The 24,631-nt window shown below is 56.5% G+C and carries 26 protein-coding genes, 1 tRNA gene and 1 pseudogene; 15 read left to right on the forward strand and 13 right to left on the reverse strand.

The features are described 5' to 3' along the window. Positions 1-274 precede the first annotated feature (274 nt). Together H6B51_RS11120 and H6B51_RS11125 are read right to left on the reverse strand one after the other, a co-directional pair. The gene (locus tag H6B51_RS11120) at positions 275-1,174 is read right to left on the reverse strand and encodes a precorrin-6B methylase (protein WP_204883760.1); all 900 of its coding nucleotides are present in this window, start codon (positions 1,172-1,174) and stop codon (positions 275-277) included. A 129-nt stretch (positions 1,175-1,303) separates the two neighbouring features. After that, positions 1,304-2,173 (reverse strand): DegV family protein, encoded by an 870-nt coding sequence (locus H6B51_RS11125; protein ID WP_204883761.1) that lies wholly within the window; start codon positions 2,171-2,173, stop codon positions 1,304-1,306. Positions 2,174-2,353: 180 nt separating this feature from the next. On the opposite strand from H6B51_RS11125, the gene H6B51_RS11130 reads away from it, so the two are divergent. After that, entirely contained in the window at positions 2,354-2,917 is a 564-nt protein-coding gene (locus H6B51_RS11130; RefSeq protein WP_204883762.1) for a TetR/AcrR family transcriptional regulator, read from the forward strand. A gap of 125 nt (positions 2,918-3,042) precedes the next feature. On the opposite strand, the gene H6B51_RS11135 is transcribed toward H6B51_RS11130, so the two are convergent. The 4 genes from H6B51_RS11135 to H6B51_RS11150 form a co-directional block, all read right to left on the reverse strand. After that, positions 3,043-3,237, reverse strand: a complete 195-nt coding sequence (locus H6B51_RS11135) for a hypothetical protein (protein ID WP_204883763.1) — start codon at positions 3,235-3,237, stop codon at positions 3,043-3,045. An 8-nt stretch (positions 3,238-3,245) separates the two neighbouring features. Next, positions 3,246-3,731 carry a hypothetical protein gene (locus H6B51_RS11140; protein ID WP_204883764.1) on the reverse strand — a complete coding sequence of 162 codons (486 nt, stop codon included), beginning with the start codon at positions 3,729-3,731 and terminating at the stop codon, positions 3,246-3,248. A gap of 160 nt (positions 3,732-3,891) precedes the next feature. Next, positions 3,892-4,500 (reverse strand): TetR/AcrR family transcriptional regulator, encoded by a 609-nt coding sequence (locus tag H6B51_RS11145; RefSeq protein WP_204883765.1) that lies wholly within the window; start codon positions 4,498-4,500, stop codon positions 3,892-3,894. A gap of 250 nt (positions 4,501-4,750) precedes the next feature. Continuing rightward, positions 4,751-4,824 (reverse strand) — tRNA-Gly (locus tag H6B51_RS11150). 224 nt (positions 4,825-5,048) lie between these two features. On the opposite strand from H6B51_RS11150, the gene H6B51_RS11155 reads away from it, so the two are divergent. Beyond that, a complete protein-coding gene (locus H6B51_RS11155) occupies positions 5,049-5,684 on the forward strand; it encodes a TetR/AcrR family transcriptional regulator (protein WP_204883766.1) in 636 nt (211 codons plus the stop codon). 47 nt (positions 5,685-5,731) lie between these two features. Here H6B51_RS11155 and H6B51_RS11160 read toward each other — a convergent pair whose 3' ends face one another. Further along, entirely contained in the window at positions 5,732-6,235 is a 504-nt protein-coding gene (locus H6B51_RS11160; protein ID WP_204883767.1) for a GreA/GreB family elongation factor, read from the reverse strand. A 13-nt stretch (positions 6,236-6,248) separates the two neighbouring features. Further along, positions 6,249-6,644, reverse strand: a complete 396-nt coding sequence (locus H6B51_RS11165; protein WP_204883768.1) for a DUF3783 domain-containing protein — start codon at positions 6,642-6,644, stop codon at positions 6,249-6,251. 104 nt (positions 6,645-6,748) lie between these two features. On the opposite strand from H6B51_RS11165, the gene H6B51_RS11170 reads away from it, so the two are divergent. From H6B51_RS11170 to ppk1, 3 genes are read left to right on the forward strand one after another with little or no spacing between them, the layout of a single operon-like run. Next, the gene (locus tag H6B51_RS11170; RefSeq protein WP_204883769.1) at positions 6,749-6,970 is read left to right on the forward strand and encodes a hypothetical protein; all 222 of its coding nucleotides are present in this window, start codon (positions 6,749-6,751) and stop codon (positions 6,968-6,970) included. 27 nt (positions 6,971-6,997) lie between these two features. Further along, positions 6,998-7,912, forward strand: coding sequence for a Ppx/GppA phosphatase family protein (locus tag H6B51_RS11175; RefSeq protein ID WP_204883770.1), 915 nt, complete (start codon positions 6,998-7,000; stop codon positions 7,910-7,912). Beyond that, the gene (gene ppk1 / locus H6B51_RS11180; protein WP_204883771.1) at positions 7,905-10,046 is read left to right on the forward strand and encodes a polyphosphate kinase 1; all 2,142 of its coding nucleotides are present in this window, start codon (positions 7,905-7,907) and stop codon (positions 10,044-10,046) included. Before H6B51_RS11175 ends, ppk1 begins: the two co-directional genes overlap by 8 nt. A 218-nt stretch (positions 10,047-10,264) precedes the next feature. On the opposite strand, the gene H6B51_RS11185 is transcribed toward ppk1, so the two are convergent. After that, on the reverse strand, positions 10,265-10,645 hold the full coding sequence (locus H6B51_RS11185; protein ID WP_204883772.1) for a DUF4363 family protein: 381 nt from the start codon (positions 10,643-10,645) through the stop codon (positions 10,265-10,267). Next, entirely contained in the window at positions 10,642-11,322 is a 681-nt protein-coding gene (locus H6B51_RS11190) for a YetF domain-containing protein (protein ID WP_204883773.1), read from the reverse strand. The genes H6B51_RS11185 and H6B51_RS11190 overlap by 4 nt, the downstream gene beginning before the upstream one ends. Before the next feature lie 262 nt (positions 11,323-11,584). On the opposite strand from H6B51_RS11190, the gene H6B51_RS11195 reads away from it, so the two are divergent. The 5 genes from H6B51_RS11195 (at position 11,585) to guaA (ending at position 18,964) form a co-directional block, all read left to right on the forward strand. Beyond that, complete coding sequence (locus H6B51_RS11195; RefSeq protein WP_204883774.1) at positions 11,585-12,670, forward strand: carbamoyl phosphate synthase small subunit; 1,086 nt, start codon at positions 11,585-11,587, stop codon at positions 12,668-12,670. Further along, complete coding sequence (gene carB / locus H6B51_RS11200) at positions 12,670-15,966, forward strand: carbamoyl-phosphate synthase large subunit (RefSeq protein WP_204883775.1); 3,297 nt, start codon at positions 12,670-12,672, stop codon at positions 15,964-15,966. The genes H6B51_RS11195 and carB overlap by 1 nt, the downstream gene beginning before the upstream one ends. 69 nt (positions 15,967-16,035) lie before the next feature. Then, positions 16,036-16,662 (forward strand): hypothetical protein, encoded by a 627-nt coding sequence (locus H6B51_RS17800; protein ID WP_243421264.1) that lies wholly within the window; start codon positions 16,036-16,038, stop codon positions 16,660-16,662. Further along, positions 16,659-17,279: a hypothetical protein gene (locus H6B51_RS11210; protein ID WP_204883776.1), complete on the forward strand. Its 621-nt coding sequence runs from the start codon at positions 16,659-16,661 to the stop codon at positions 17,277-17,279. The genes H6B51_RS17800 and H6B51_RS11210 overlap by 4 nt, the downstream gene beginning before the upstream one ends. Before the next feature lie 143 nt (positions 17,280-17,422). Next, on the forward strand, positions 17,423-18,964 hold the full coding sequence (gene guaA / locus H6B51_RS11215) for a glutamine-hydrolyzing GMP synthase (RefSeq protein WP_204883777.1): 1,542 nt from the start codon (positions 17,423-17,425) through the stop codon (positions 18,962-18,964). Between the two features lie 177 nt (positions 18,965-19,141). Here guaA and H6B51_RS11220 read toward each other — a convergent pair whose 3' ends face one another. Then, positions 19,142-19,699, reverse strand: coding sequence for a helix-turn-helix domain-containing protein (locus tag H6B51_RS11220; protein WP_004010378.1), 558 nt, complete (start codon positions 19,697-19,699; stop codon positions 19,142-19,144). A gap of 166 nt (positions 19,700-19,865) precedes the next feature. Here H6B51_RS11220 and H6B51_RS11225 point away from each other — a divergent pair, with 166 nt between their 5' ends. The 5 genes and pseudogenes from H6B51_RS11225 to H6B51_RS11245 all read left to right on the forward strand — a co-directional run bounded on the left by H6B51_RS11225 (position 19,866) and on the right by H6B51_RS11245 (position 22,941). Continuing rightward, positions 19,866-20,054 (forward strand): helix-turn-helix domain-containing protein, encoded by a 189-nt coding sequence (locus H6B51_RS11225; protein ID WP_004010379.1) that lies wholly within the window; start codon positions 19,866-19,868, stop codon positions 20,052-20,054. 13 nt (positions 20,055-20,067) lie between these two features. Beyond that, a pseudogene (locus tag H6B51_RS11230) lies at positions 20,068-21,064 on the forward strand (tyrosine-type recombinase/integrase); the annotation flags it as partial. Positions 21,065-21,117: 53 nt separating this feature from the next. After that, the gene (locus tag H6B51_RS11235) at positions 21,118-21,282 is read left to right on the forward strand and encodes a hypothetical protein (RefSeq protein WP_204883778.1); all 165 of its coding nucleotides are present in this window, start codon (positions 21,118-21,120) and stop codon (positions 21,280-21,282) included. Positions 21,283-21,433: 151 nt separating this feature from the next. Beyond that, positions 21,434-21,931: a TetR/AcrR family transcriptional regulator gene (locus H6B51_RS11240; protein ID WP_204883779.1), complete on the forward strand. Its 498-nt coding sequence runs from the start codon at positions 21,434-21,436 to the stop codon at positions 21,929-21,931. 26 nt (positions 21,932-21,957) lie between these two features. After that, positions 21,958-22,941, forward strand: a complete 984-nt coding sequence (locus H6B51_RS11245) for an alpha/beta hydrolase (protein WP_204883780.1) — start codon at positions 21,958-21,960, stop codon at positions 22,939-22,941. 679 nt (positions 22,942-23,620) lie between these two features. Here the strand turns inward: H6B51_RS11245 and H6B51_RS11250 are convergent. Both H6B51_RS11250 and H6B51_RS11255 read right to left on the reverse strand, forming a co-directional pair. Continuing rightward, the gene (locus tag H6B51_RS11250) at positions 23,621-24,100 is read right to left on the reverse strand and encodes a hypothetical protein (RefSeq protein WP_204883781.1); all 480 of its coding nucleotides are present in this window, start codon (positions 24,098-24,100) and stop codon (positions 23,621-23,623) included. Positions 24,101-24,118: 18 nt separating this feature from the next. Beyond that, on the reverse strand, positions 24,119-24,346 hold the full coding sequence (locus tag H6B51_RS11255) for a hypothetical protein (protein WP_418055070.1): 228 nt from the start codon (positions 24,344-24,346) through the stop codon (positions 24,119-24,121). Between the last annotated feature and the right edge of the window lie 285 nt (positions 24,347-24,631).

A 24,631-nucleotide genomic window follows, 5' to 3' on the forward strand; every position in this document is an offset into this window, starting at 1 on the left:
ACGAGCGCCATATAAGCACATCGCTGTACCACCCAATACCTGCGTACCAACATACGCTCCTCCGGTAACGGGGAGGGCCGCCAGGACCTACTGGGGCATACGCCGGTTCGGGCTGGAACTCCGGAGTGATCTTCGGACAGGACGTACGGATGCCGGCCTTCCACCTGCCGCCGGCTCTCTGGGATCTCCCGTCTGGCCCTACTGTCTCCTTCACTGTCTTTCGCACATTAAAACGATAGATTATTAAATATCATACTCCAAACCAACCGAACTGTCAAGCCCGGCCTGTAATGATCCAGGGGGCTGGCTCCTGGTTGAAGGTGTTTTTCCCGGACAGCTTGGACACGGCGATCTGGATCACCTCTGTCTCCTTGATCCCCAGGGACTCAAACAAGTCAGGGATGGAGGCGGCACAGCGGAAATCCAGGGTATAGATCACAAATTCCATGTGGGGGTTCAGGCGGAGCAGACACTGCAGCTCCTGCTCCATACTGGCGGAGGCCACCAGCATAGTCAGGCTGGGCACCGGCAGCCCCTTCATGGTCTCGTCGTCCACATGGTCGATGATGGTAATGTTGTTCAGGCCAAACTGATTGGCATTTTCCTCCATGGTGCGGCGATCGGCCCCGCTGTACTCCACGGCGATGACGGTGCCCTCGCTTGCGATGATGGCGGACTCTACAGCGATGGAGGCCCCGCTGATAACGCACAGGTTGTCGGTCAGGTCGGCGTGCATCTTGTTGAGGATCACCGAGCGGATCTCGCTGCCTACATAGTGGATAGACCCCCGGGAGAAACTGGAGTTATCCATACCGATCTTATAGGTGGAGCGGGCGTTGGGGTTGAGGATGAGCATCCCCGCCGATGCGTTGATGCCCCGGTTGATCATGTCCTTCAGGGGCTTGTGGAGAATAGGGCCAGAGGGGTCGGAACCCTCATTGTACCATACCTCGCACTCCCCCAGACCGGCGTCCCACATGCGGTAGAAGATATCGGCGTGGCCCGCCTCGGTGAACACCAGCACTGCCCGGTGGGATTCCACCATGGGGATCAGGTTCTTGTTCTTCCGGGTGATGTCCAAAATTTTGACCTTTTCCAGGTCGATCTCCATGTTCTGGGCAAAATATTGCAGCCAGGACAGAATATTGGCATTGCTGAACAGTCTCTCTTCCATGCAAAATCCTCCCCAGGGCCCAGGGAGGGCCCGTCATATGCTACGATCTTCTGTTTGCAGTATACCATATCACCGGGTCTTTTGCACAGTACATTGGAAAATTTTTTATCCCGCCGGAGGCTGGATCGGTCAGGCGGCTTCCCACTTCACGATGCCTGTGCCCGCGGCGTTGATCCCCACATGGCTGGCAATACTGCACGGCAGCTGAAAATAGGCCACGGAAAATGTAGGGAATTCCGCCTGGACCAGCTGCCGCCACCGCTCCGCCATCTCCGGAGTCTCAAAGGTGCCGGCGGTACCCACCAGCAGACACTCATCGGGGGTATCGCCAAAACGAGTCTGACGGTCCCGCTTTACCGCCTCAATCATGTTCCGTTCCGCCTGCCGCATCCCCCGAACCTTGGCATGGATATCCAGTTTGTCCCCCTGGATGGTGAGTACCGGCTTGAGATTGAGCACCGAGGCAAAGGCGGCGGCGGCCGGCGTGATCCGCCCCCCCTTTTTTAGATATTCCATCGAATCCACCGCGATATAGATGCTGGCGTCATAGGCCATGGCCTCCAGGCAAGCCTTAATCTCCTCGGCGCCGCAGCCCTGCTCCGCCAGTCTTTTGGCGCTGAGTACAGAGGTGGCCTGGGTGACCGAGATGCGGTGATTGTCCACCACCTGGATCCTTCCCCCATAGGCCTGGGCGAACTGGATGGCGGTGGAGCAGGAATTGCTCAATCCACTGGACATGGGAATATAGACCACCTGATCATAGCCCTCCTCCAGAATGCTGTCCCAAAACTCCACCAACTGACCAGGCGCGGGCTGGGAGGAGCTGATCCGCTTGTGCAGCCTCATGGCCTGATAGAGCTGGGCATGGGTGATGTCACTCCCTTCCAGAAAGGTCTTGTCCTCCACAGTCACAGGCATAGGCAGAACATAGATCCCCTTCTCCGCCGCCACTTGCCCCATCATACCGCTGTTCGTATCCGTCGCGATCGCCACTTTCATCCTCTGACAGCCACCTTTCCAAGACCATGCGCGACGGGGGCCCCAGCGTGCCCCCATTGACAGTCCCAAAAATCATGCTACAATACGAGACAAGTGTATCATATTGCCGCTGACACATCAATTCCCGACACTGAGACAATTTTACGGCTTATGTCTCACGTCTGAGAGAAAGGAGTTCCTATGGACAAGCGGAAGGAAGCCAATCTCCGGGTAAAGCGGGATATCACCAACACCCTGTTTGCCCTGATGCAGAAAAAGAGTCTGTCAGAGATCACCGTAACCGAGCTGGTGGACGGAGCCGGTGTGGCCCGGGCCTCCTTCTACCGCAACTACTGCTCCAAGGAGGACGTGCTGGTCACCTTAATCCGGGATGTTCTGGAGGATTTCCGGGGCAAGATCACCTTCGGCCCCGACGGCTTTTATTCCTATGATACAGTTCTGCTCAGTTTTCAGTATTTCCGGGCTTTCAGCGGATATATTCTGGATCTGTACCACTCTGGCTTTGTTTCGGTGCTGCTGGAGGAGCTGAACCGCTTCCACGAGAGCGTAGAGGGCACTATGCCCTCCTCTTCTATCCAGAAATATCAGCTCTACATGTATATCGGGGCCCTGTTCAACACCGCCATCGAATGGTTGCTGAAAAAGGATCCCACCACCCCTAAGGAGATGGCGGACTTTTTCTTCCCCTTCATCCGGGGCCGCCAGATCGGGCCCTTTTCCCGGGACATACCCGGTCAGAGATAATCCGCCAACCTGAGGGAATCAGATACGGACCTCCCCACGAAAAAACGGCCGCCTGGAGGCGACCGTTTTTTCAAAATGGCAGATACTTCTTGCAGAGCGCTCACACTGCGATATATCCTGACGGCTCAATCCCGCTCGGACCTATCCTCCCCACCGGACTCTTCCGGAGGCAGAGTGTGCCAGGAGACCGGGGACTTCCCTCTTGTGAACAGACCCTTCACCTTTTCCAGCAGAGACTCCACCAGGTGGAACCAAAGGTTGCCCACAGCCACGATCACCACCAGCACCAGCAGACAGGCCAGTATCTTTTCCAGAGGCATAGCTCACCTCACTTCTTGGTAAAGCAATTGAGGAAGAACTCCGTAAAAGCGGCCAATTCCGCCTCCTGGGACACGTAGACATAGAGGCTCTCGTCCTCCAGCCAGTCATAAGCGTTGATGCCGATGTAGCTTCGCTTGTCGGGATAGATGATAAACGCGTCGGTGGGGTATTTGTTCCGATAGGCCTTCAAAATCTCAGCCCGGCGATAGTAGGTGGGGTCTCCGCAGCCCGACAGGTCGGGAACAGTAGGCACCACCACAATGGTCTGGCTGGCCTCGTTCCACCCCACGATCAGGTTGCCGATCTTGGTCTTGCTGCCGTGAACAAAACCGTAGTTGAACCGTGCCACATCCTCAGTATAGCCGAAAATCAACCGGTAGTTTGCCCCGTTCTCCACTACCTGGTCAAACAGGGCGCGCATCTTTTTAGCATTGGCGTCGCTCTTGGCCTGGTCGATCTCAGGCCCTTTGAACAGCTTACTGAACAGTCCCATACGATGCTCCTCCTATTTCGTTGTAGGCTCTATTTGGCAGCCGGGTCCGGTCCCGGCTCGTCCACAATAAAAATGATTTTAAATATTTGTCTTTATTTTGCCTGTAAAAAAGCCCGCCTGAACGGGAACCAGCGACAGCATTCAGACGGGCGTTCCAAATTCAGCCTTTCAGCAGCTCCAGGCGGTCCACGATGGCGTCCACCAAAACCGACACCGTCTCCTCCGCCGCCTCAGGAACCATCAATGGCAGAGTCTGGGGAATGGCCCGACAGATAACCATGGCCGACAGGCTCAGATTACTGAACAAAGCGACCCGCTCCGGCAAGGGCTCCACCCCAAAACAATCCAGGATGCCCCCAAAGAGCCTGATCTGCTTCTCCCGAAAGAGTCGGTAGCTCTCAGGGGACAGGCGGCGAAAGATGCTTTGCTGCTCCTGGATCGTAAGCACGGCAATACCGTTGCGCTCACCGTAGCAGCAGGACAGCAGGAATTTTCTGACGCCTTCCCGCCAGCTCAGGCCTGGATCCTCCATGAGCCTTTTGGCATAGGCCAGGACCCGGGGCTGCTGGAGGTATAGACTCTCCACCACCAGATCCTCCTTGGTGGGAAAAAAGGAGTAAAAAAAGGTGCGGGAAATGCCCACCGCCTTATAAATCTGCTCCACAGTAGTGTGCTGGATCCCCTGGCGGGCCATCAGCTCCAATCCGGTGGACACCAGCTCTCCCCGGATCCGCTCCCGGTCTGCCTCGGAATAGGCTACCTTGGGCAAGCCGCTCCCTCCTCGATAAAGACAATTTGATTATTTCGTTTTTATTTTACCATACGTCCTCTGCCATGACAAGTCCCTTCTGCCAGGGACCGGCAGCATGCTTGTGCCACGGGACATTTCGCCGGAGGCAAAACCTCGGCCCAAACGCAATTTATTTGCCCTGAACATTGAAATCCCGAAGGGCGGAGCTCCCCTCTGGGCGGCGAAACCAAAATAAAAGGACATCCTTTCGGATGTCCTTTCTTCGTTTTGGAGCAGGTAAAGGGAATCGAACCCTCATATTCAGCTTGGGAAGCTGACGTTCTACCACTGAACTATACCTGCGTCGGCTGACTTTGGTATTATAGCATGTAGGATACAGATTTGCAAGGGCTTTTTTGTCGGGCGCAAAAAAATGGATAAATAAAGAAAAATTTTATTTTGATGTTCAAAAAAATATGAATATGTCTGAAAATCATAGAAACCCCTTGCAATTATACCAAAATAATGATATCATTTTCTAAACTTCTAGTATAGAAATCATTGGGTATGGAAAGGTTGGAAGTACGATGAGCAAAAAACAGGCGCTGACGGAGTTCCACCGGGGCTCGATCCTGGCCGCGGCCGAACGGCTTTTCGCGGAAAAGGGAACCGAAAAGACCACCATGGACGACATCGCCCGGGAGGCAGAATACAGCAAGGCCACTTTGTATGTCTACTTTCAGAGCAAGGAGGAGATCATCAACGCCATCCTTCTCAGCGGTATGGTGCTGCTGAAGCGGAAGCTCCACGAGGCCATCGAGAGCCAGAGCGACTGGTTCCAGGCCTACGACGCTGTTTGTCAAGCCATCGTTCGCTTTTATGACGAAAACCCCACCGCCTATGACGCCGCCACCGGCTCCATCCCCCTTTCGCAGCAAAATGACGCCCTCCAGAAGGGCATCGCCGATATCCGACGGGTCAACGACGAGATCGAACAGGAGCTGACCGGATTCCTCATGCGGGGCGTGGACGCCGGCGCGGTCCGTACCCACCTGCCCCCCGCCGAGACCGTGATGCTGTTCTGGTCCGCCTTCTCCGGCATCATCCACACCGCCGAGCTCCGGGAGCCCTATATCCAGAGCAGTCTGGGCATCTCCCGGGAGGAGTACCTCCGCCACGGCGCCCGGCTGCTGCTGGATTCCTTTACCAGGACCGACGCCTGAGCACAAAAGGATGCCGCCCCGTCCGAGGACAGGGCGGCATTTTTCTGTCAGAATCCGGTGAGGGGGGCGGAGCCGTCGTCCTCCCCCTTCTCGATGGACAGCACCCTGGCGTCGTAGCCGTAGCTGTCGTTGACCTGGATGTGAAAGGTCTCCCCCACCTTCCGGCCCAGCAGGGCCTTCCCCATGGGGGATTCCTTGCTGATGCGGCCGTGGAGGGCGTCCTGCCGCATGGTGGTCACCACCTGGTAGGTCTCGGTATCCTCCTCATCCTCCAGAAAAACGGTGACCTTGTCGTAAAGGGCCACCCCTTCTCCCTTGGGCTGGTCAGGCAGCACCCTGGCGGTGCGGATCATGTTCTCCAGATAGCGGATGCGACTCTCGTTTCGGTTTTTCTCCTGCTTGGCCGCCTTGTACTCAAAGTTCTCGCTGAGATCTCCGAAGGCCCGGGCCTCCTTCACCGCCTCCAACAGCTGAGGACGCAGGTGGATCCGCCGGTGGTCCAGCTCCTGCCGCATCATCTGGATATCCTTTTTGGTCAGTTCGTTATGCACAGTGCGCTCCCCCTTACTCCTGATTCCCGGAATGGGCCGCCTGGCCCGCCCGGATGGCCTGCCGTTCCCGGCACAGCTCGGTATGAAGGGCGGCGGAGTCCCAGCTTCGGTTGGTGGGGGTGAGCACCGCCTTCAGGCCCACCGGCGGGATCTTGTTCCGGCGGAAGCCCTGGAGGAATTTATCCAGCAGGGGCCCGGGAAAATTGACCAGCACCAGCATCTCTTCCTCAAAGGCCTCCCCCTGCCAGGGAGTTTCGGGAGCCTTGCCCTCCGCCAGCTCGCCCAGGGTCAGGCCGTACTCCTCCCGGGTCACCAGCCGGGTCCGTACCCCCAAAGGCAGGCACATCCGGCGGATCTTGGCCCCCTTGGGGCTATCCAGGCCATACATCAATACGAGAGGCATATTCATGGCGTCCCCTCCTTTCATCTCATCTTTACATTTTAGCCGGGGGTCGTCCCCCCGTCAACCCGGATTTTCTTCCACCATACACTGGAGGGAAGGGAGTTGAGACCATGAACACCCCATCGGGCTCCACCGGCGAGACCATGCTGGCCGTGGCGGCTCTGGCCGCCGTTCAGCTCACCCGGGGCCGTTCCCCGGAGGAGATGAACCTGATGGCCGCCTTCTTCACTACCCTGGGGGACGGCATCGCCGTCATCGCCGCCGGGCAGGCGGTGGATGAGCTACGTAAATCTTCTGTAAATTCCATTGATAATACCTCCGCCATGTCGTAAACTAGAGAGGAAAGAGGGGATGCGCTTATGAATCAGTGCGGAATCGTGGACGTCGGCTCCAATACCATCCGTCTGTCCATTTACCAGTGGGAAGGCCGGAATTTCAAGCTTCTGATGAATAAAAAGGAGATGGCCGGCCTGGCGGGCTATATCAAAAACGGGGTGCTGTCCGACAGCGGGATCCTGGTGGCCTGCCGGGTGTTGTCCGGGTTCAAGGCTCTGCTGGCCAACTTCTCCATTGACCGGCTGTATGTGTTCGGCACTGCCTCCCTGCGCAACATCGTCAACACCGAGGAGGCCGTGGACACCATTCAGGCAGTGACCGGTCTGGGTGTGGAGGTGCTCTCTGGGGCGGACGAGGCCGCCTTCTCCTTTCTGGGAGCCACCGTGGGAGGCGGAGCCCCGGACAGCGGTCTGCTGGCTGACGTGGGCGGCGGCTCCACCGAGCTGGTAGCCTATCAGGACGGAGGGATCACCTGGGGCTGCTCCCTGCCTATGGGCTCCCTGTCTCTGTTCACCAAACATGTATCCGGCCTCTTCCCCACCAAGGAGGAACGGAAGACCATCAAAGGTCAGGTCCGGGAGGAACTGGACAAAGCCCGGGCCGCCGGCACGGTCTGCCCCCACCTGACCGGAGTGGGAGGCACCTTCCGGGCGGCCGCCAAGCTGTGCAACGATCTGTCCGGCGCCGACCCGGACAATCGGCTCATCCCCGCCGGTGAGATCCACCAGCTGTACAAGGACCTGAAAAAGGGAGATCAGGATACCCTGCGGCAGATTCTAAAATCTGTACCTGACCGGGTACACACCATTCTGCCTGGCCTTACCATCCTCACCGGAATTCTGAACGCCTATCAGGTGGAAACCGTGTCGGTGAGCGCCTGCGGCGTGCGGGAGGGCTACCTGCTCCGCCGGGTCATAGGAGGAAACCAATATGTCTAAAGAGATAGATACCAGATATACCCAGGAACGTGAACTATCCTGGCTCCGCTTCAACGAGCGGGTGCTGGAGGAGGCCCAGGACGAGAGCGTCCCCCTGTTCGAACGGCTGAAATTTGCCGCCATTTTTACCAGCAACCTGGACGAGTTCTTCATGATCCGGGTGGGCTCCATCTCCGATATGACCCTGTCCAAGCAGACCCATGTGGACAGTAAAAGCGGCCTCACCCCCAATCAGCAGCTTCAGGCCATTTTCAAGGTGGTGCCCGGACTGTACAAGCAGAAGGACAAGATCGTCTCTCAACTGGAGAAGCGTCTGCGCACCTGCAATATCTGCAACCTGTCCCCCAGCGAGCTGGACGGCAAGGAGCGCAAGCAGGTGGAACGATGGTTTCGGGACTATGTGACGCCTGTCCTCTCCCCCATGGTAGTGGACAGCCACCACCCCTTCCCCCACCTGCCCTCCAACAGCCTGACCATCGCCCTCACCCTGAAGCTGGGGAGCAACCGGTGCTTCGGCCTGGTGCCCATCCCCAAGGCCCTGCCTCCCTATCTCCAGCTGGAGGAGCGGGGGCTGCGGTACCTGCTTACCGAACAGGTGGTGCTGACCTATGCCGACAAGCTGTTTGAGCAGTACCAGGTGGAGGAAAAGTGCGTCATCACCGTCACCCGTAATGCCGACATTAGCCCTGAAGATGAGGACTACGATGTAGGCGAGGATTTCCGGGCCCACATGCAGAAGGTTCTGAAAAAGCGGGCCCGGCTGGCTCCCGTGCGGCTGGAGATCCAGGGAGAGGCCTCGGCGGAGTTGCAGCAGTATCTGTGCCAGCGCCTGAACCTCACCAACGAACAGGTATTTCGGTGCAAGAGCCCCCTCATTATGAACTATGTCTATTCTCTGGAGAGCAAATTGCCCCAGGAGAGCGCCACCGCCCTGTGCTATCCCCCCTACACCCCCCAGTGGCCCGCCGGGCTGGTGAAGGGGGAAAAGCTCATTCCTCAGATCCTCCGCCAGGATGCCCTGTTATTCTACCCCTACCACACCATGGAGCCCTTTCTCCAGCTGGTGCGGGAGGCCGCCAACGATCCGGCGGTGCTCTCCATCAAGATCACCATCTACCGTCTGGCCTCCACCGCCAAGCTGGTGGAGTACCTGGCCGCCGCCGCCGAGAACGGCAAGGACGTGACGGTGCTGATGGAGCTGAGGGCCCGGTTTGACGAGCAGAACAACATCGCCTGGGCCCAGCGGCTGGAGGAGGCGGGGTGTACCATCCTCTATGGCTTTGACTACTTTAAGGTGCATTCCAAGATCTGCCTCATCACCCGGCAGGAACGGGGCCGTATCCAGTACATCACCCAGATCGGCACCGGAAACTACAATGAAAAAACCGCCAAGCTGTATACCGACTTCTGCCTGATGACCGCCAGTCCCGCCATCGGAGCTGACGGAGCGGCCTTCTTCCAGAACATGTCCACCTCCAATCTTCACGGGGAGTATCAGCAGCTGCTGGTGGCCCCCTACGGCCTGAAAAACAAGGTACTGAACCTCATTGATAGTGAAATCGAAAAGGCCCGGCAAGGCAAGCCCGCCAGCATTTTCTTCAAGGTCAACTCAGTCACCGACCGGGAGCTCATCGACAAGCTGGCCCAGGCCAGCCAGGCTGGAGTGCCGGTGACCCTGAACGTGCGGGGTATCTGCTGCCTACGACCTGGAGTGCCCGGGCTCACCGACCATATCCGGGTGTTCTCTATCGTGGGCCGCTACCTGGAGCATCCCCGCATCTACGCCTTTGGTACAGGGGAGGACGCCCGGCTGTACATCGGCTCGGCGGATCTTATGACCCGCAACACCGAACGGCGGGTGGAGATTGCTTGTCCGGTGCTGGACCCCCAGGTGCGCCGCCAGATCTGGAGCTATATCACCTGCTTCCAGGACGACAACGTAAAGGCCAGGGAAATGAACCCGGACGGCAGTTACTCCCCCGTGAACCGTGCCGACGGCGCGCCCTCCCTCAACGCCCAGGCCACGCTGATGGACAGGGCCCTCCAGGAGGCCCTTCAGACCGCCAGCGCCCCGCCGCTCCCGGAGAAACGCCCCGGCTTCTTCCGCCGGCTTTTTCATCGGGAACATGGCTGACCGCACGCAGGATGCTATAAACACGCCTTTTGTTCCCGGTATATGCTTCCGCTGCGTAAACAGCTGTTACTTTCTGCCCGTAAACGGAATATTGGATGAAATCATCATTTGATATTTTGACGTAAACCGAACTGCACCCCATTTGTTATTCAGTATGCCATACTGCCTAACATGTGGGGTGCAGTTCATTTCCGCTGCGGCCTGGGTTTGATACCATCTTATAGTATATTCTTTAAAGTAAGCTGTTCCGCCTCGCTGAGCAGTTCCAGCTGGCAAATAAGCCGGGCATTGGCGGCGGCGTACTCTCCATATTCCCTGCTGTCCAGCAGGGCAAGCACCTCCTGAAAGCCAGCGTAGATGGAATCGGTATCAGCGTGGCGGAGGAGCACATGAAGGCGCACATCCTGGGATCGCCAGCGTTCCAGAGCGGACCGGGTAAGCTCCGCGGCCTTGGGCCAGGCATCCTCCCGGGCCAGTTCCTGAGCCTGCTCCAGCTGCCCGGCAAGACCATCGGTGAAGGACTGGAGGGTGCGAGTATGAAGCAAGGTAAGACCCAGGATAACACCCAGGATAACCAAGGCGATCCACAATCGCTTCACCGGATCGCCTCCTTTTCAATAAGACAAACCTTGTTTTCCTCGTCCACCGTCAACAGGAATACGTCCTGAGGTCTTTTGACGTGATTTTGCCGCAACTGCTTTTCCAGCCAGTTCAGATCCAGCCCCCGATGATGGAGGGCCCGGCTCATGATCCGCCCGTCGTTGATGACCACAATCGGCAGGCCCGGCTCTCCGGGCGTCATCCCCATATCCTGGGCGGTAGGAGGCTGCTGGTCGGCAAAGGGAAGGACGGAAATCTGGCCGTTAGTCTCCAGAATGGCGTATTTTACGGTGGACAGGTCGGTGATCCCCTTCATCCGCAGCTCCTCCATCAGCTCATCCAGGGTGAATCGATTTTTCCGCATTTCAGCCTGGACAGGCTTTCCGTCCCGGACGATGATGCTGGGCCGGCCGCATACGATGGCCCGGAACCGGACGCTCTTCATGGTGAGCACCGACAGCGCCATGGTGATGCAGAGCAGGGTAAGGATGGGGATCAGCCCGGTAAGCAGGGGGATACCGAAGTCCTGCATGGGCACCGCCGCCAGGTCGGCAATGAGCAGGGCAAGCACCAGCTCGGAGGGCTCCAGCTCCCCGATCTGCCGCTTGCCCATGAGCCGGATCCCGGCGATGATAAAGAGATAGAGGATGATGGTGCGGAAAAATGCGATGACCATGGACGAACCTCCCGAAACGACACATACTGTGAGTATGGCCCGGCGGGTCGCGATTATGCGGCGGAACAGATGCAAAAAAATCATTTTGTCAAAATCCGATTTTTTGGCAGAAGGGCGCATTATACGTCCAGCCCCGCCTCCATCCCCGGTGATTTGTCCAAATTTCCAAAATTGGCCCAAGAGAAAAAAAGGGAGTTGCCGGGCGGGCGGATTTAGAGTACAATCGATTAAATAGCACAGGAAGAAAGGCGTGATACTGGAGATGAAAGCAACCTTGATCCTGGCCAGCGGCGCTGTGTTTGAGGGCATCAGCATCGGCTCCTCTGCCGACCGGGTGTGCGAAATGGTGTTTAACACTTCCATGACCGGCTATCAGGAAATTTTGACAGATCCCTCCTACGCCGGCCAGGGAATTGTTATGAGCTATCCCCTGATCGGAAATTATGGCGTGAACCATGAGGATAACGAATCTGCCCGTCCCTGGGCGGAGGCTTTTATTGTGCGGCATCTGGCCCGCCGTGGGAGCAATTTCCGCTGCGAGGGTGAGCTGGACGCCTATCTGAAACAATATGATATTACCGGGATCGAGGGCGTAGACACCCGGGCACTCACCAGAATACTCCGCAGTCAGGGGACCATGAACGGCATGATCACCTGCGCGGAGCATTTTCATGTGGAGGAATGCCTGGAGAAGATCCGGGCCTACCGGGTGGAAGGCACCGTGGAGAAGGTAACCCGTAAGGAGCCCCAGCTCTACCCCGCCCTTGGGGAGCAGAAGCTGAGGGTGGCCCTGATGGACTACGGCGTGAAGGAGAACATGATCCGCTGCCTCCAGAAGCGGGGCTGCCAGGTCATGGTCTACCCCGCCCACACCCCGGCGGACACCGTCCTGTCCGGCGGGTTTGACGGAGTCATGCTGTCCAACGGCCCCGGCGACCCGGCGGACAACGTGGAGATCATCAAGGAAGTGAAGAAGCTCTATGACTCTCCCCTGCCCCTCTTTGCCGTCTGCCTGGGTCATCAGCTGCTGGCCCTGGCCACCGGCGCCCAGACCCGGAAGATGCGCTTCGGCCACCGTGGGGGCAACCATCCGGTAAAGGACCTGGCGGCGGGACGGGCCTTCATCACCAGCCAGAACCACGGCTATGTGGTCACCGCCGAAAGCGTGGACCCCGCTGTGGCGGAGATCTCCCACGTCAACGTCAACGAGGGCAGCGTGGAAGGACTGAAGTACAAGCGGCCCAACTGTTTCACCGTCCAGTTCCACCCGGAGGCCTCCCCCGGCCCCATGGACACCGAATATCTTTTTGACCGCTTTGTGGACAGCATGAAGGGAGGGGATCGGTAATGCCTAAGAATCCTGAAATCAAGAAGGTGCTGGTGCTGGGCTCCGGTCCCATCGTCATCGGCCAGGCCGCCGAGTTCGACTACGCCGGTACCCAGGCCTGCCGGGCCCTGAAGGAAGAGGGCGTGGAGGTGGTGCTGGTCAACTCCAACCCCGCCACCATCATGACCGACAAGGATATCGCCGACCATGTGTATATCGAGCCTTTGAACATCGCCAGCGTGGAGCAGGTCATCCAGAAGGAGCGGCCCGACTCCATCCTGCCCACCCTGGGGGGGCAGACCGGCCTGAACCTGGCCATGAACCTCCATGAACAGGGAATCCTGGCGGAATACGGCGTGAAACTGCTGGGTACCAGCCCCGAGTCCATCCGTAAGGCGGAGGACCGCCAGGGCTTTAAGGACGCCATGGAGGCCATCGGCCAGCCCTGCGTCACCTCCGACGTGGTGGAGAGCGTGGAGGACGCCGTGGCCTTTGCCGGGTCCATCGGCTACCCGGTCATCGTCCGCCCCGCCTACACCCTGGGCGGCACCGGCGGCGGCATTGCCTATGACGAGCCCTCCCTGCGGGAGATCGCCGATCGGGGCATCCACCTGAGCCGGGTGGGTCAGGTACTCATCGAGCGGTGTATCTCCGGCTGGAAGGAGATCGAGTTCGAGGTCATGCGGGATTCCGCCGGCAACGTGATCCAGATCTGTTCCATGGAGAACGTGGATCCGGTGGGCGTCCACACCGGCGACTCCATCGTGGTGGCCCCCACCCAGACCCTGGCCAACAAGGAGTTCCAGATGCTACGGAAGGCCTCCCTGGACATCATCTCCGCCCTGGAGATCGAGGGCGGGTGCAACGTGCAGCTGGCCCTCAACCCCGACTCCTTCGAATACGCTGTCATCGAGGTCAACCCCCGTGTGTCCCGCTCCTCCGCCCTGGCCTCCAAGGCCACCGGCTACCCCATCGCTAAGGTTGCCGCCAAGATCGCCCTGGGCTACACTCTGGACGAGATCCCCAACGCGGTAACCGGCAAGACCACCGCCTGCTTTGAGCCCACCCTGGACTACTGCGTACTCAAGATTCCCCGCCTGCCCTTTGATAAGTTCACCACCGCCAGCCGTACTCTGGGCACCCAGATGAAGGCCACCGGCGAGGTCATGGCCATCGGCAACTCCTTTGAGGGGGCCCTGATGAAGGCTATCCGCTCTCTGGAGCTTCCGGTGAAGTCCCTGCGCCTGCCCGGCCTGGATGAGCTGTACACCGAGGAGATCGAGGATCGCCTGGTGAACATCGATGACCAGCGGCTCTTTGTGGTAGCGGAGGCTCTCCGCCGGGGCTTCTCCCCCGAAAAGATCAACAAGATCACCAAGTACGACCTGTGGTTCCTGGACCGGCTCCAGGCTATCGTGGACATGGAGGACAAGCTGGACCACGGCCACCTGGACGCGGATACCCTGCGGCAGGCCAAGGAGATGGGCTTCTCCGACGCCTGGATCGCCGCCCTGTCCGGCAAGGAGCGGGAAGAGATCAAGGCCCTGCGGGAGAGCTACGGTATCATCCCCGCCTTCAAGATGGTGGACACCTGTGCCGCCGAATTTGAGGCCCAGACCCCCTACTACTACTCCACCTACGACCAGGAGAACGAGGCCCTGGACGAGCTCCGCCTGCCTGAGATCGGGGAACTGGCCCCCCACATTCCGGAGGCCCCCTGGCTGGCCGCCGCCGCTCCGGAGTCCCACCGCAAAGCTGCGGGGGCGGAGAAAAAGAAGGTGCTGGTGCTGGGCTCTGGTCCTATCCGCATCGGCCAGGGCATCGAGTTTGACTACTGCTCGGTCCACTCTGTGTGGGCCTTCAAGCGCCTGGGTTATGAGACCATCATCATCAACAACAACCCCGAGACCGTGTCTACCGATTTCGACGTGGCCGACAAGCTGTACTTCGAGCCTCTGACTCCGGAGGATGTGGAGGCCGTGGTGGAGCTGGAGCGCCCCTGGGGCGCCGTGGTGCAGTTTGGCGGCCAGACCGCCATCAAGCTGGCCAAGGCCCTCACCGACATGGGCGTGCCCATTCTGGGCACCTCTGCCGACGGTGTGGACGCTGCCGAGGACCGGGAGCGGTTCGACGAGATCCTCAACCAGTGCCAGATCCCCCGGGCCGCTGGCAAGACGGTATTCACCACCGAACAGGCCCTGGAAGCAGCCCATGAGGTAGGCTATCCCGTGCTGGTGCGCCCCTCCTACGTGCTGGGTGGACAGGGCATGGAGATTGCCTATAACGACCGCAACATCATCGAGTTCATGCGCATCATCAATCAGGTGGAGCAGGAGCACCCCATTCTGGTGGACAAGTATCTCATGGGCCGGGAGGTGGAGGTGGACGGCGTGTTCGACGGGGAGGATCTACTCATCCCCGGTATCATGGAGCACATCGAGCGGGCCGGCGTCCACTCCGGCGACAGCATTTCCGTCTACCCCCCCATCCACATCGAGGAGAAGCACAAGGAGACCATCTATCGCTACACCTACGACCTGTCCAAGGCCCTGGGGGTGGTGGGACTGGTGAATATCCAGTTTGTCATCTATGACGACACTGTATATGTCATCGAGGTCAACCCCCGCTCCTCCCGCACCATCCCCTATATCTCCAAGGTCACCGGCGTGCCCATCATCGACCTGGCCACCAAGGTCATGCTGGGCGGGAAGCTGAAGGATCTGGGCTACGGCACCGGTATCTACAGGGAAGCCGATTACTATGCCGTGAAAATGCCGGTGTTCTCCTTCGAGAAGCTCACCGACGTGGATACCGGCCTTGGCCCCGAGATGAAGTCTACTGGTGAGTGCCTGGGCCTGGCCGAGTCCTTCCCCCAGGCCCTGCTGAAGGCCTTCAAGGGAGCCAACATGAAGGCCCCCAAGAAGGGCGGGCGCATCATCGTCACTGTGAAGGACGAGGACAAGGGGGAGCTGCTGGGCATCGCCCAGGGCTTTGATGACATGGGTATTGAGATCCTGGCCACCAGCGGCACCTGCGACGCTCTCAACGCCGCTGGTATCCCCGCTCGCAAGGTGGCCCGGGTGTCCGAAGCCCACCCCAACATTCTGGATATGATTGCCTCGGGCACTGTGGACCTGGTCATCAACACCCCCACTCGGGGCCGCCGCCACGACACCGACGGCTTTAAAATCCGCCGTTCCACCGTGGAGCACTCTGTGGCCTGCATCACCGCCATCGACACCGCCCGGGCTATGCTCACCGTCCGGACCCAGGGCCGATCCTCCGATCTGCGGCCCATTGATATTACGAAAATTTAAAATATAGGGAACTTCCTCCTTTCGATTTCGTCTGAATCTACAGAACAGAATTCGGAAGGAGGAGTTTTTATGTACAGAAAGGCAATCTGTGTCCTGACGGCCGGCCTGTTGGCCCTGGGCCTGGCCGGGTGCGGCCTGGAGGTAACCTCAGAAAAGCCGGTGATCTACCTCTACCCGGAAGAGGAGACCCGGGTATCTGTCACGTTGGATTTTGACGGAGACCTGACCACCACCTACCCCGCCTATGGGGAGGGCTGGATGGTGGACGCATCCTCTGACGGCACCCTCACCGATCCCGTCACCGGGCGGCAGTACTACTGCCTGTTCTGGGAGGGGATCACCGACCGGACCTATGATTTCTCCACCGGCTTCTGCGTGGCGGGTGAGGATACCGCCGCCTTCCTGGAGGCTGCTCTGGTCCAGCTGGGGCTGACCGACAAGGAGGCCGACGAGTTCATCATCTACTGGCTGCCCAGGATGGAGGGGAACCCCTACAATCTGATCTCCTTCCAGACCACGGCCTACACCGACGGGGCGGAGCTGACCATCGATCCTGCCCCTGACACCCTCATCCGGGTGTTCATGGCCTGGCGGGGCCTGGACAAACCGGTGGAGATTGCTCCCCAGACCTTTACCGCCCCCTCCCGTACTGGCTTCACCGCCGTGGAGTGGGGGGGAACTGAGGTGAGACCATGAAAAAGCTCCTGTGGCTCATTTCCCTGACCCTGCTGTTGGCAGGGTGCGGCCGTGACGCCACCTCAGTTCCTGCCAAACCTGTGATCTACCTTTATCCGGAGGAGGAGACCCGGGTATCTGTCACGTTGGATTTTGACGGAGACCTGACCGCCACCTATCCCGCCTATGGGGAGGGCTGGATGGTGGACGCCTCCCCCGACGGCACCCTCACCGACCCCGCCACCGGGCGGCAGTACTACTGCCTGTTCTGGGAGGGGGTCACCGACAGGACCTATGATTTCTCAAACGGTTTCTGCGTGGCGGGTGAGGATACCGCCGCCTTTCTGGAGGATGCTCTGGCCCAGCTGGGACTCACCGACAAGGAGGCCGACGAGTTCATCATCTACTGGCTGCCCAAAATGGAGCACAACCCCTATAACCTAATTTCCTTCCAGACCACGGCCTACACCGACGGGGCGGAGCTGACCATCGACCCGGCCCCCGATACTCTGATCCGGGTGTTCATGGCCTGGCGGGGCCTGGACAAACCGGTGGAGATTGCTCCCCAGACCTTTACCGCCCCCTCCCGTACTGGCTTTACCACCGTGGAATGGGGCGGCGCGGAAGTAAAAGGGTGAACAGAAAGCCGCTGGACCGCACTCGGTCCGGCGGCTTTTCCGTTGAAAATCTTGCGTTTTAAGGGGAAATATGATATCCTAAACTGTAAAAATTTTGCCTTTGCCCCAAGGAACCATAGATTTCACAGAAAGAAGGAATCTGAATGTCCCATCAGACCGTGATCGTGCTGGACTTCGGCGGCCAGTACAACCAGCTCATTGCCCGGCGGGTCCGGGAGTGCGGCGTGTACTGCGAGGTCAAGCCCTACACCACCCCTCTGGAGCAGCTCAAAGCCATGGAACCCATCGGTTTTATCTTCACCGGCGGCCCCAACAGTGTGTATGACGAGAAGGCCCCCCATGTGGACCCCGCCATCTTTTCGCTGGGGGTGCCGGTGCTGGGAATCTGCTACGGCTGCCAGCTGATGGCCCACACGCTGGGAGGACAGGTCACCGCCGCCCAGGAGGATACAGCCCGGGAGTACGGTAAGACCGAGACCTATTACGATACCACCTGCAAGCTCTTCAAGGGCCTGCCGGAGCAGGGCATCTCCTGGATGAGCCACGGCGACTATATGGCCAAGGTGCCTGAGGGGTTTGCCCTCACTGCCCATACCGACGCATGCCCCAACGTGGCTATCGCCGACGAGGCCCGGGGGTTTTACGGCGTACAGTATCACCCCGAGGTAAACCACACCCAGCACGGGGTGGATATGATCCGCAACTTCCTCTATGAGGTGTGCGGCGCCGTTGGCGACTGGACCATGGGGGACTATAAGAATACCGCTATCGCCGCCATTCGGGAGAAAGTGGGGGACGGCAAGGTGCTGCTGGCCCTGTCCGGCGGCGTGGACTCCTCTGTGGCCGCCGCCCTGCTGGCCGAGGCGGTGGGCAAGCAGCTCACCTGCGTGTTCGTGGACCACGGCCTCATGCGGCTCAACGAGGGGGACGAGGTGGAGGCCGCCTTTGCCCGCTGGGACATCAATTTTGTCCGGGTGGACGCTGAGACCCGTTTCCTGCTGAAGCTTGCCGGGGAGGCCGAACCGGAGCGCAAGCGGAAGATCATCGGCGAGGAGTTCATCCGGGTCTTCGAGGAGGAGGCCAAGAAGATCGGTCGGGTGGACTATCTAGTCCAGGGCACCATCTACCCCGATGTCATCGAGTCGGGGGCCGGCGACGCCGCCGTCATTAAAAGCCACCACAACGTGGGCGGTCTACCCGACTATGTAGACTTCAAGGAGATCATCGAGCCCCTGCGGCTGCTGTTCAAGGACGAGGTACGTCAGCTGGGCCGGGAGCTGGGCCTGCCCGAGTACCTGGTGAGTCGCCAGCCCTTCCCAGGCCCGGGCCTTGCCATCCGCATCATCGGAGATATCACCAAGGAGAAGGCGGATACCCTTCGGGAGGCCGACGCCATCTATCGGGAGGAAATCGCCGCCGCCGGTGAGGACAAAAACATCAACCAGTATTTTGCTGTGCTCACCAACACCCGGTCCGTAGGGGTCATGGGCGATGGCCGCACCTATGATTATACCCTGGCCCTCCGTGCGGTGACTACCAGCGACTTCATGACCGCCGACTGGGCCCGCATCCCCTACGACGTGCTGGATAAGGTTTCCACCCGCATTGTCAACGAGGTCAAGGGTATCAACCGCATTGTATACGACATTACCTCCAAGCCCCCCGCAACCATCGAGTGGGAATGACGCTCGAAACGGCGAAAACCCGCATGAATACAGGCTTTTTTGCCCGTCCATACTGCTCTTGATACTGGATTGATACTATTTGTGTCCGCCCGGTATTCTCAAGAGAAAAATCCCAAAAGGACAAGCAAAACCGCCCTGCTGAACGACAAATTCAGCAGGGCGGTTTTTTTGCTTGTCTTATTTATTTTTCCGCCAAGGGATATAATATTCGCTTTCCAGGCCATCGTCGCAGGTATGGGGCCAGTTGAGTTTCCATTCAAAATACTCTTCCCTGGTGATCTCCCCGGCGTGTAACTCCTGCTGACGAAAAAGCCATTCCCGCATGAACTCGTCCACAAGGCCATACTGGAAGTACATACCCACGGGAGGGTGTGCGGGCCAGTCATCGCTATCATTGTACCGTACAGCGGTATCATCAGCGGCCCCTGCTCTGCCCGGATTGCGGACAAGTTGGAACAGGCGGATAGCGCCAGGGCTGTCCTCGTCCAGCCAGAAGAATGTCCGCATGAAGTCCTCGGCAGAGCCGGGGGCGATGGTGTAGAAGTTCTGGCGGTCTACCCGCAGCGCCTCGGCCATCTTGTCCAGCAGTTCCCGTTTCGGAACACGGTAATTCGTCTCATACTGGGCGATCCGGTTGTCCGCTCCCTTTTCCTCAAAGCCGATAGCAAGCCCCAATTCCTTTTGTGTCATGCCTCGAAAGGTGCGGATTTTCTTTATCTTGTCTCCGACTGTCATAATATCCCACCGCCTTTGCCAATAGTATAGCGCAAAAAAGCGAAAGATGCAAGATAATCTTTAACAAAAATGCGAAATAAATTCTTGACATTAACACTTATGTTAATGTATAATGAAGATGGTGACATTAACATATTTGCGAAACTAAAATAAGGAGGTGCTGACCATGGAAAAGGAGCTGTTTGTGAGAGCAGAGGAGGTCGCCAGGGAGCTGGGCATTTCCAAGCCCTACGCCTACAAGCTGGTGCGGGAGATGAACGAGGAGCTGAAGAAAAAAGGCTTTCTCACCATTCCCGGACGGGTAAGCAGGCGCTACTTCGAGGAAAAATTCTATGGGCTGCGGGACAGACAATAAGGAGGGAACCACAATGCCGGCATACAAAGACAAGGAGAAAGGCACATGGTATGCGTCCTTTTACTACGAGGACTGGACAGGCAAAAAGGTCAAGAAGATGAAACGGGGCTTTCCCACCAAACGGGAGGCGCTGGAGTGGGAACGGACATTCCTGCAACAGCAGACCGCCGATCTGGAAATGACCTTTGAGAACTTCGTTGCCGTCTATATGGCGGACATGAAGGGCCGTATCAAGGAAAACACCTGGGGCACGAAAGAACATATCCTCTACAAGAAGTTGGTGCCCTACTTCGGCAAGCGGAAGATGTGCGACATTCACTCCAAAGAGGTCATAGCGTGGCAGAATGAAATGCTCAATTACCGGGACAAGAACGGCAAGCCCTATTCCCCAGTGTATCTGAAAACGCTCCATAACCAGTTAAGCGCCGTGTTCAATCATGCGGTGCGGCACTACAATCTGAAATCTGAAAGTCAATCCCGCCGCCCAGGTGGGGAACATGGGCAAGCCAAAGAGCCGGGAAATGCTGTTCTGGACAAAGGCGGAGTACCTAAAATTTGCGGAGGCCATGATGGACAAGCCCCTCTCCTACTACGCCTTTGAAATGCTCTACTGGTGCGGTGTGCGGGAGGGGGAACTGCTAGCCCTCACCCCGGCGGACTTCGACTTTGAGAAACAGACTGTCACTATCTCCAAGTCATACCAGCGTATCAAGGGCCGGGATGTTATCACTGACCCCAAGACGCCCAAGAGCAACCGGGTCATTCAAATGCCCGCTTTCCTCTGTGATGAAATGCAGGACTACATCAAGAGCCTGTACGCCGTAGAGCCGACAGACCGTATCTTCACGGTAACAAAATCCTACCTCCATCGTGAGATGGACAGGGGAGCGAAAGAGGCCGGGGTCAAGCGGATCAGAATACACGATCTGCGGCATAGCCACATCTCCCTGCTGATTGACATGGGCTTTACGGCCCTGGCAATCGCTGACCGGGTGGGGCATGAGAGTATGACCGGGTGCGGGAGGGCAGCGCCCGCTTGTCTGACCGCTTGATGGAGGTGAAGATGGAGAACAAGAAACTGCGCCAGATCTCCGCCGACTATACACGGGTCAAGCGGGTCTTTGGCCCGGAACAGGTGGAGGCGGCTGTGGAGGCCGACAAGCAGAGGGAACAGGCTGAAAAAGGCCGCAAGCGGCCCCGGCGCTCCCTTGACCGGGGCGGGCGGTAAAAAACAATCCCAGGCTGTTTTGCCACTCAACCTTTTCACGATTAAGTATGGAGCAATTCATTGTGCTTTGTACCAGTGAGGCTTGCGGATATTGTACTCCGGCGGTATATCTGGTACACTTGTTGCAGTGTGTGATTTGGGAGGTGAGTGGATGGAACGGACGCACCCGGCCAATATATTTGTCTGCGAATGTATCACGCAAGCCCTATTTCGGCTAATGAAAAGAAAACCATACCATGAAATCACAGTGACCGATATAGTTCGGGAAGCTGGCGTCAGCCGCAATTCGTTTTATCGAAACTATCAGAGTATTCAAGAAATTATCACTCAATTTCTTGAACAGAAAACTTCTGAATGGTGGAATGAATTTATAACTTGCCCAGACCGCCACCCCCATGTAATTTCAGAAATGTTCTGTCATTTTTTGAACATGAAAGAAGAAATCGACATACTTTACCATGCCGGACTTTCGTATTTGCTCATGGAACATATTATTCGATGTGGAAAACTAAGTCAGACTGGAGAGATCAAGAACACATACCAAACAGCCTTTATGTCTGGTGGACTTTGCGGCATTGTGAATGAGTGGATCGTGCAAGGGATGAAAGAAAGTCCTGAAAAGATGGAGCAGATTTTTTCAAAACAATAAAAATACTTTTGGAGGAAAGCAAGTCAATGAAAAAAATCGTGATGGCATTCCTAATAATTATTCTTATCATAATTGCCGTGATTGCTGCTGGAGTAGTTGCGTTTATTTTGTTCGCACAGCACAGAGAAGCAAATTACTATAACTACACAGAGGTTGCAGGAGAAATAGAGCAAACCTACACGGCACTCGGAAACAAAGAGGTGTCCTATCAGGAATATGACGCAGATGTTGAGGCTATCGGAAAATACGCAGTTTGGTATCCCTCTGAACTTGAAACCAGCGATAACAAGTACCCCGTTGTAATATTTGCGAATGGAACAGGGAGTACCTCATCTACATATAAGCCGTTCTTAACGCATTTATCTTCATGGGGCTTTATTTCTGTCGGGAACGATGATGAAAACACGAGGACAGGTGCTTCCTTGGAAGAAACTATAAAATTCCTTATCGCTGAAAATGAAAATAAAGAAAGTATTTTTTATCACAAAATTGACTTGGACAATATTGGTATTGCAGGGCACTCTCAAGGAGGGCCGGCGGTATTCAACATGGTTGTCAACCAGGAACACGGATATATGGTAAAAGCCGTGTATGCGGCAAGTGCAACATCATCTTATCACACAATGCTTATGGCAGACGGATGGGAATACGATATTTCAAAAGTAAATATTCCGACATTCTTAACAGCGGGAACAGGCAGTTGGGATTCCGGTAATGCCACAAGCAAAGAGCAAGTTACCGACGATGCAAACGGAGTAGTACAAGGGATTTGCCCACTCTGGTCGTTGCAGGAGAATTACAACCTGCTACCTGAAACAGCAGACAAAGTTATTGCAAGAAAGAAGGATGTAGATCATGGCGACTCATACAAACAGATTGACGGATATATGACGGCATGGTTTATGTACCATTTGCAAGGTGACACAGAAGCCGGAGAAGCGTTTGCAGTTGGAGGCGAATTGTCTAAGAATAGCCTATATCAAGATGTGCTGACAAATATCAAAATATAGAGTTTATTCTGCATAACGGCAACAGTCAAACTTTTTATATCAGGGAATAGCAATCCCGGTCGGGGCCGTCAATGGTCGAGATGAACGGCGCACAAGTGCGCCGCCATTGACCGCCCCGCCCAGCCTTGCTCTGCGGTTATCAAGGCGGGCAAGCCCCAAAGGTGCTTGCCCGCCTCCTTTGATTTTGGGTGGAGGCCGATTGTCGAATTGCGTCCCATGGTGGGATTGATTTCCGCCCTCGGCGGAAATCAATCCCCTATTGCCTGGGAGCGTTTATGCTCCCAGGCGGTGGTCGAAATGGGTCTCAATTTGAGACCCATTTCGACAGAAACTCCCCTCAAAATGAGGGGAGTTTTCGGGGCTGTGTAGGGCCTGAAAAGGTTGCTTTTCCTCCATTTCTGTGATACTATTTTGATACTAAGAAAACGAGTTGCCCCGAATAATAGGTAAAACATTAACATATTTGCGAATGTTTTACCCGTGAAATCACCTAAAATACGCTCCCATATATCTGAATTTGCCGAGTGGGAATGATTTCAGAGGCCCGGAAAAGCCTGATATGACTGGGTTCTTGAGAGGTTAATGGCCGCCCTTGCAACAATTTGGCAACATTTTTTCATTATTCATAAAAAGAGAGCTAACTGATTTTGATTAGTCAGTTAGCTCTCTTTTGGCTATCTTAAAGCCTGCCAATATAATCTTCCAGGTTTTCGCTTTGCGGGTGATACTGCATAAAGTCATCAATGACATCCTTGCTACGGCTAAAAATCAAAGTCGAAGAGCTATCCCACGGGACAATCTCAATCTTTGCCAAGGGATGCTGCATGGTCAATGGTATCTTCCAGAAGCCCTCATAGTCTTCCGCATAAGGAAGGCTGTATTCCAGTATTTCGGACAGAGCAACTGTCTTATCGAAGCCACATAAAACTGCCCAAATCCACTGAAAATCCTCTGCATGAACGAGACTAGTAAGATCTTCGCCGCTGATCCAGCAGTATTGTTTGCTCAACATAGCATCCGTTTTCGGATTATCGGGATAGCAGACACAGTCAGTTATTAACCAGTTGTATTGTGTTTGCCTATTGCCAATAGAGTCAAACACCTTTTTAAGATCGGTATAATATACCTCGCCCTTTTCATTGATGGCACCATAAATCATTCCATTTTCACCTTTATTCTAGCCTTTGGAATAATGCGATACATTTGTCGGCATATTGCTGAGTGCTTCTGACGGAACCTTTTCCCAATGTTGAGCTGCATCAAACTCCGGGTAGTGGTAGCGCCACTTGTCATAGTCCTCTTTGAAGATTTCGCCCGCCTCCAGCACGGCAGCGGCCTGCTGCCAGAAGCAGCGCATTTCATGCAGCCGGGCGGCGTCCTTGCTCTTCCGTACATCAACCTTCAAGCAGACTTCTCCGGGAAGCCCAGCGCCATACCGAGATATTTCTATGTCATCCCCCGCAGGAGACGGAAAAAGTGAATTCGTTCACCAATCGCCACATCATCAACTCCAACCGTGGTTGTCTTTAGAAAAAGCGTAGCAGAAATGCTTGGTAAAGTCAAAAGGGTCCTAAACAATTTTATCTAAGGCAACACCGCACAGAAAAGTAAGCGTGATACAGCCCGACATGATATAATAAAAACATGGATAAACAGATGACAATGTCTGCGCTTAGTGATGAGCTGGCGC

Source organism: Pseudoflavonifractor phocaeensis, from assembly GCF_016901955.1.
Taxonomy (GTDB): domain Bacteria; phylum Bacillota; class Clostridia; order Oscillospirales; family Oscillospiraceae; genus Flavonifractor; species Flavonifractor phocaeensis_A.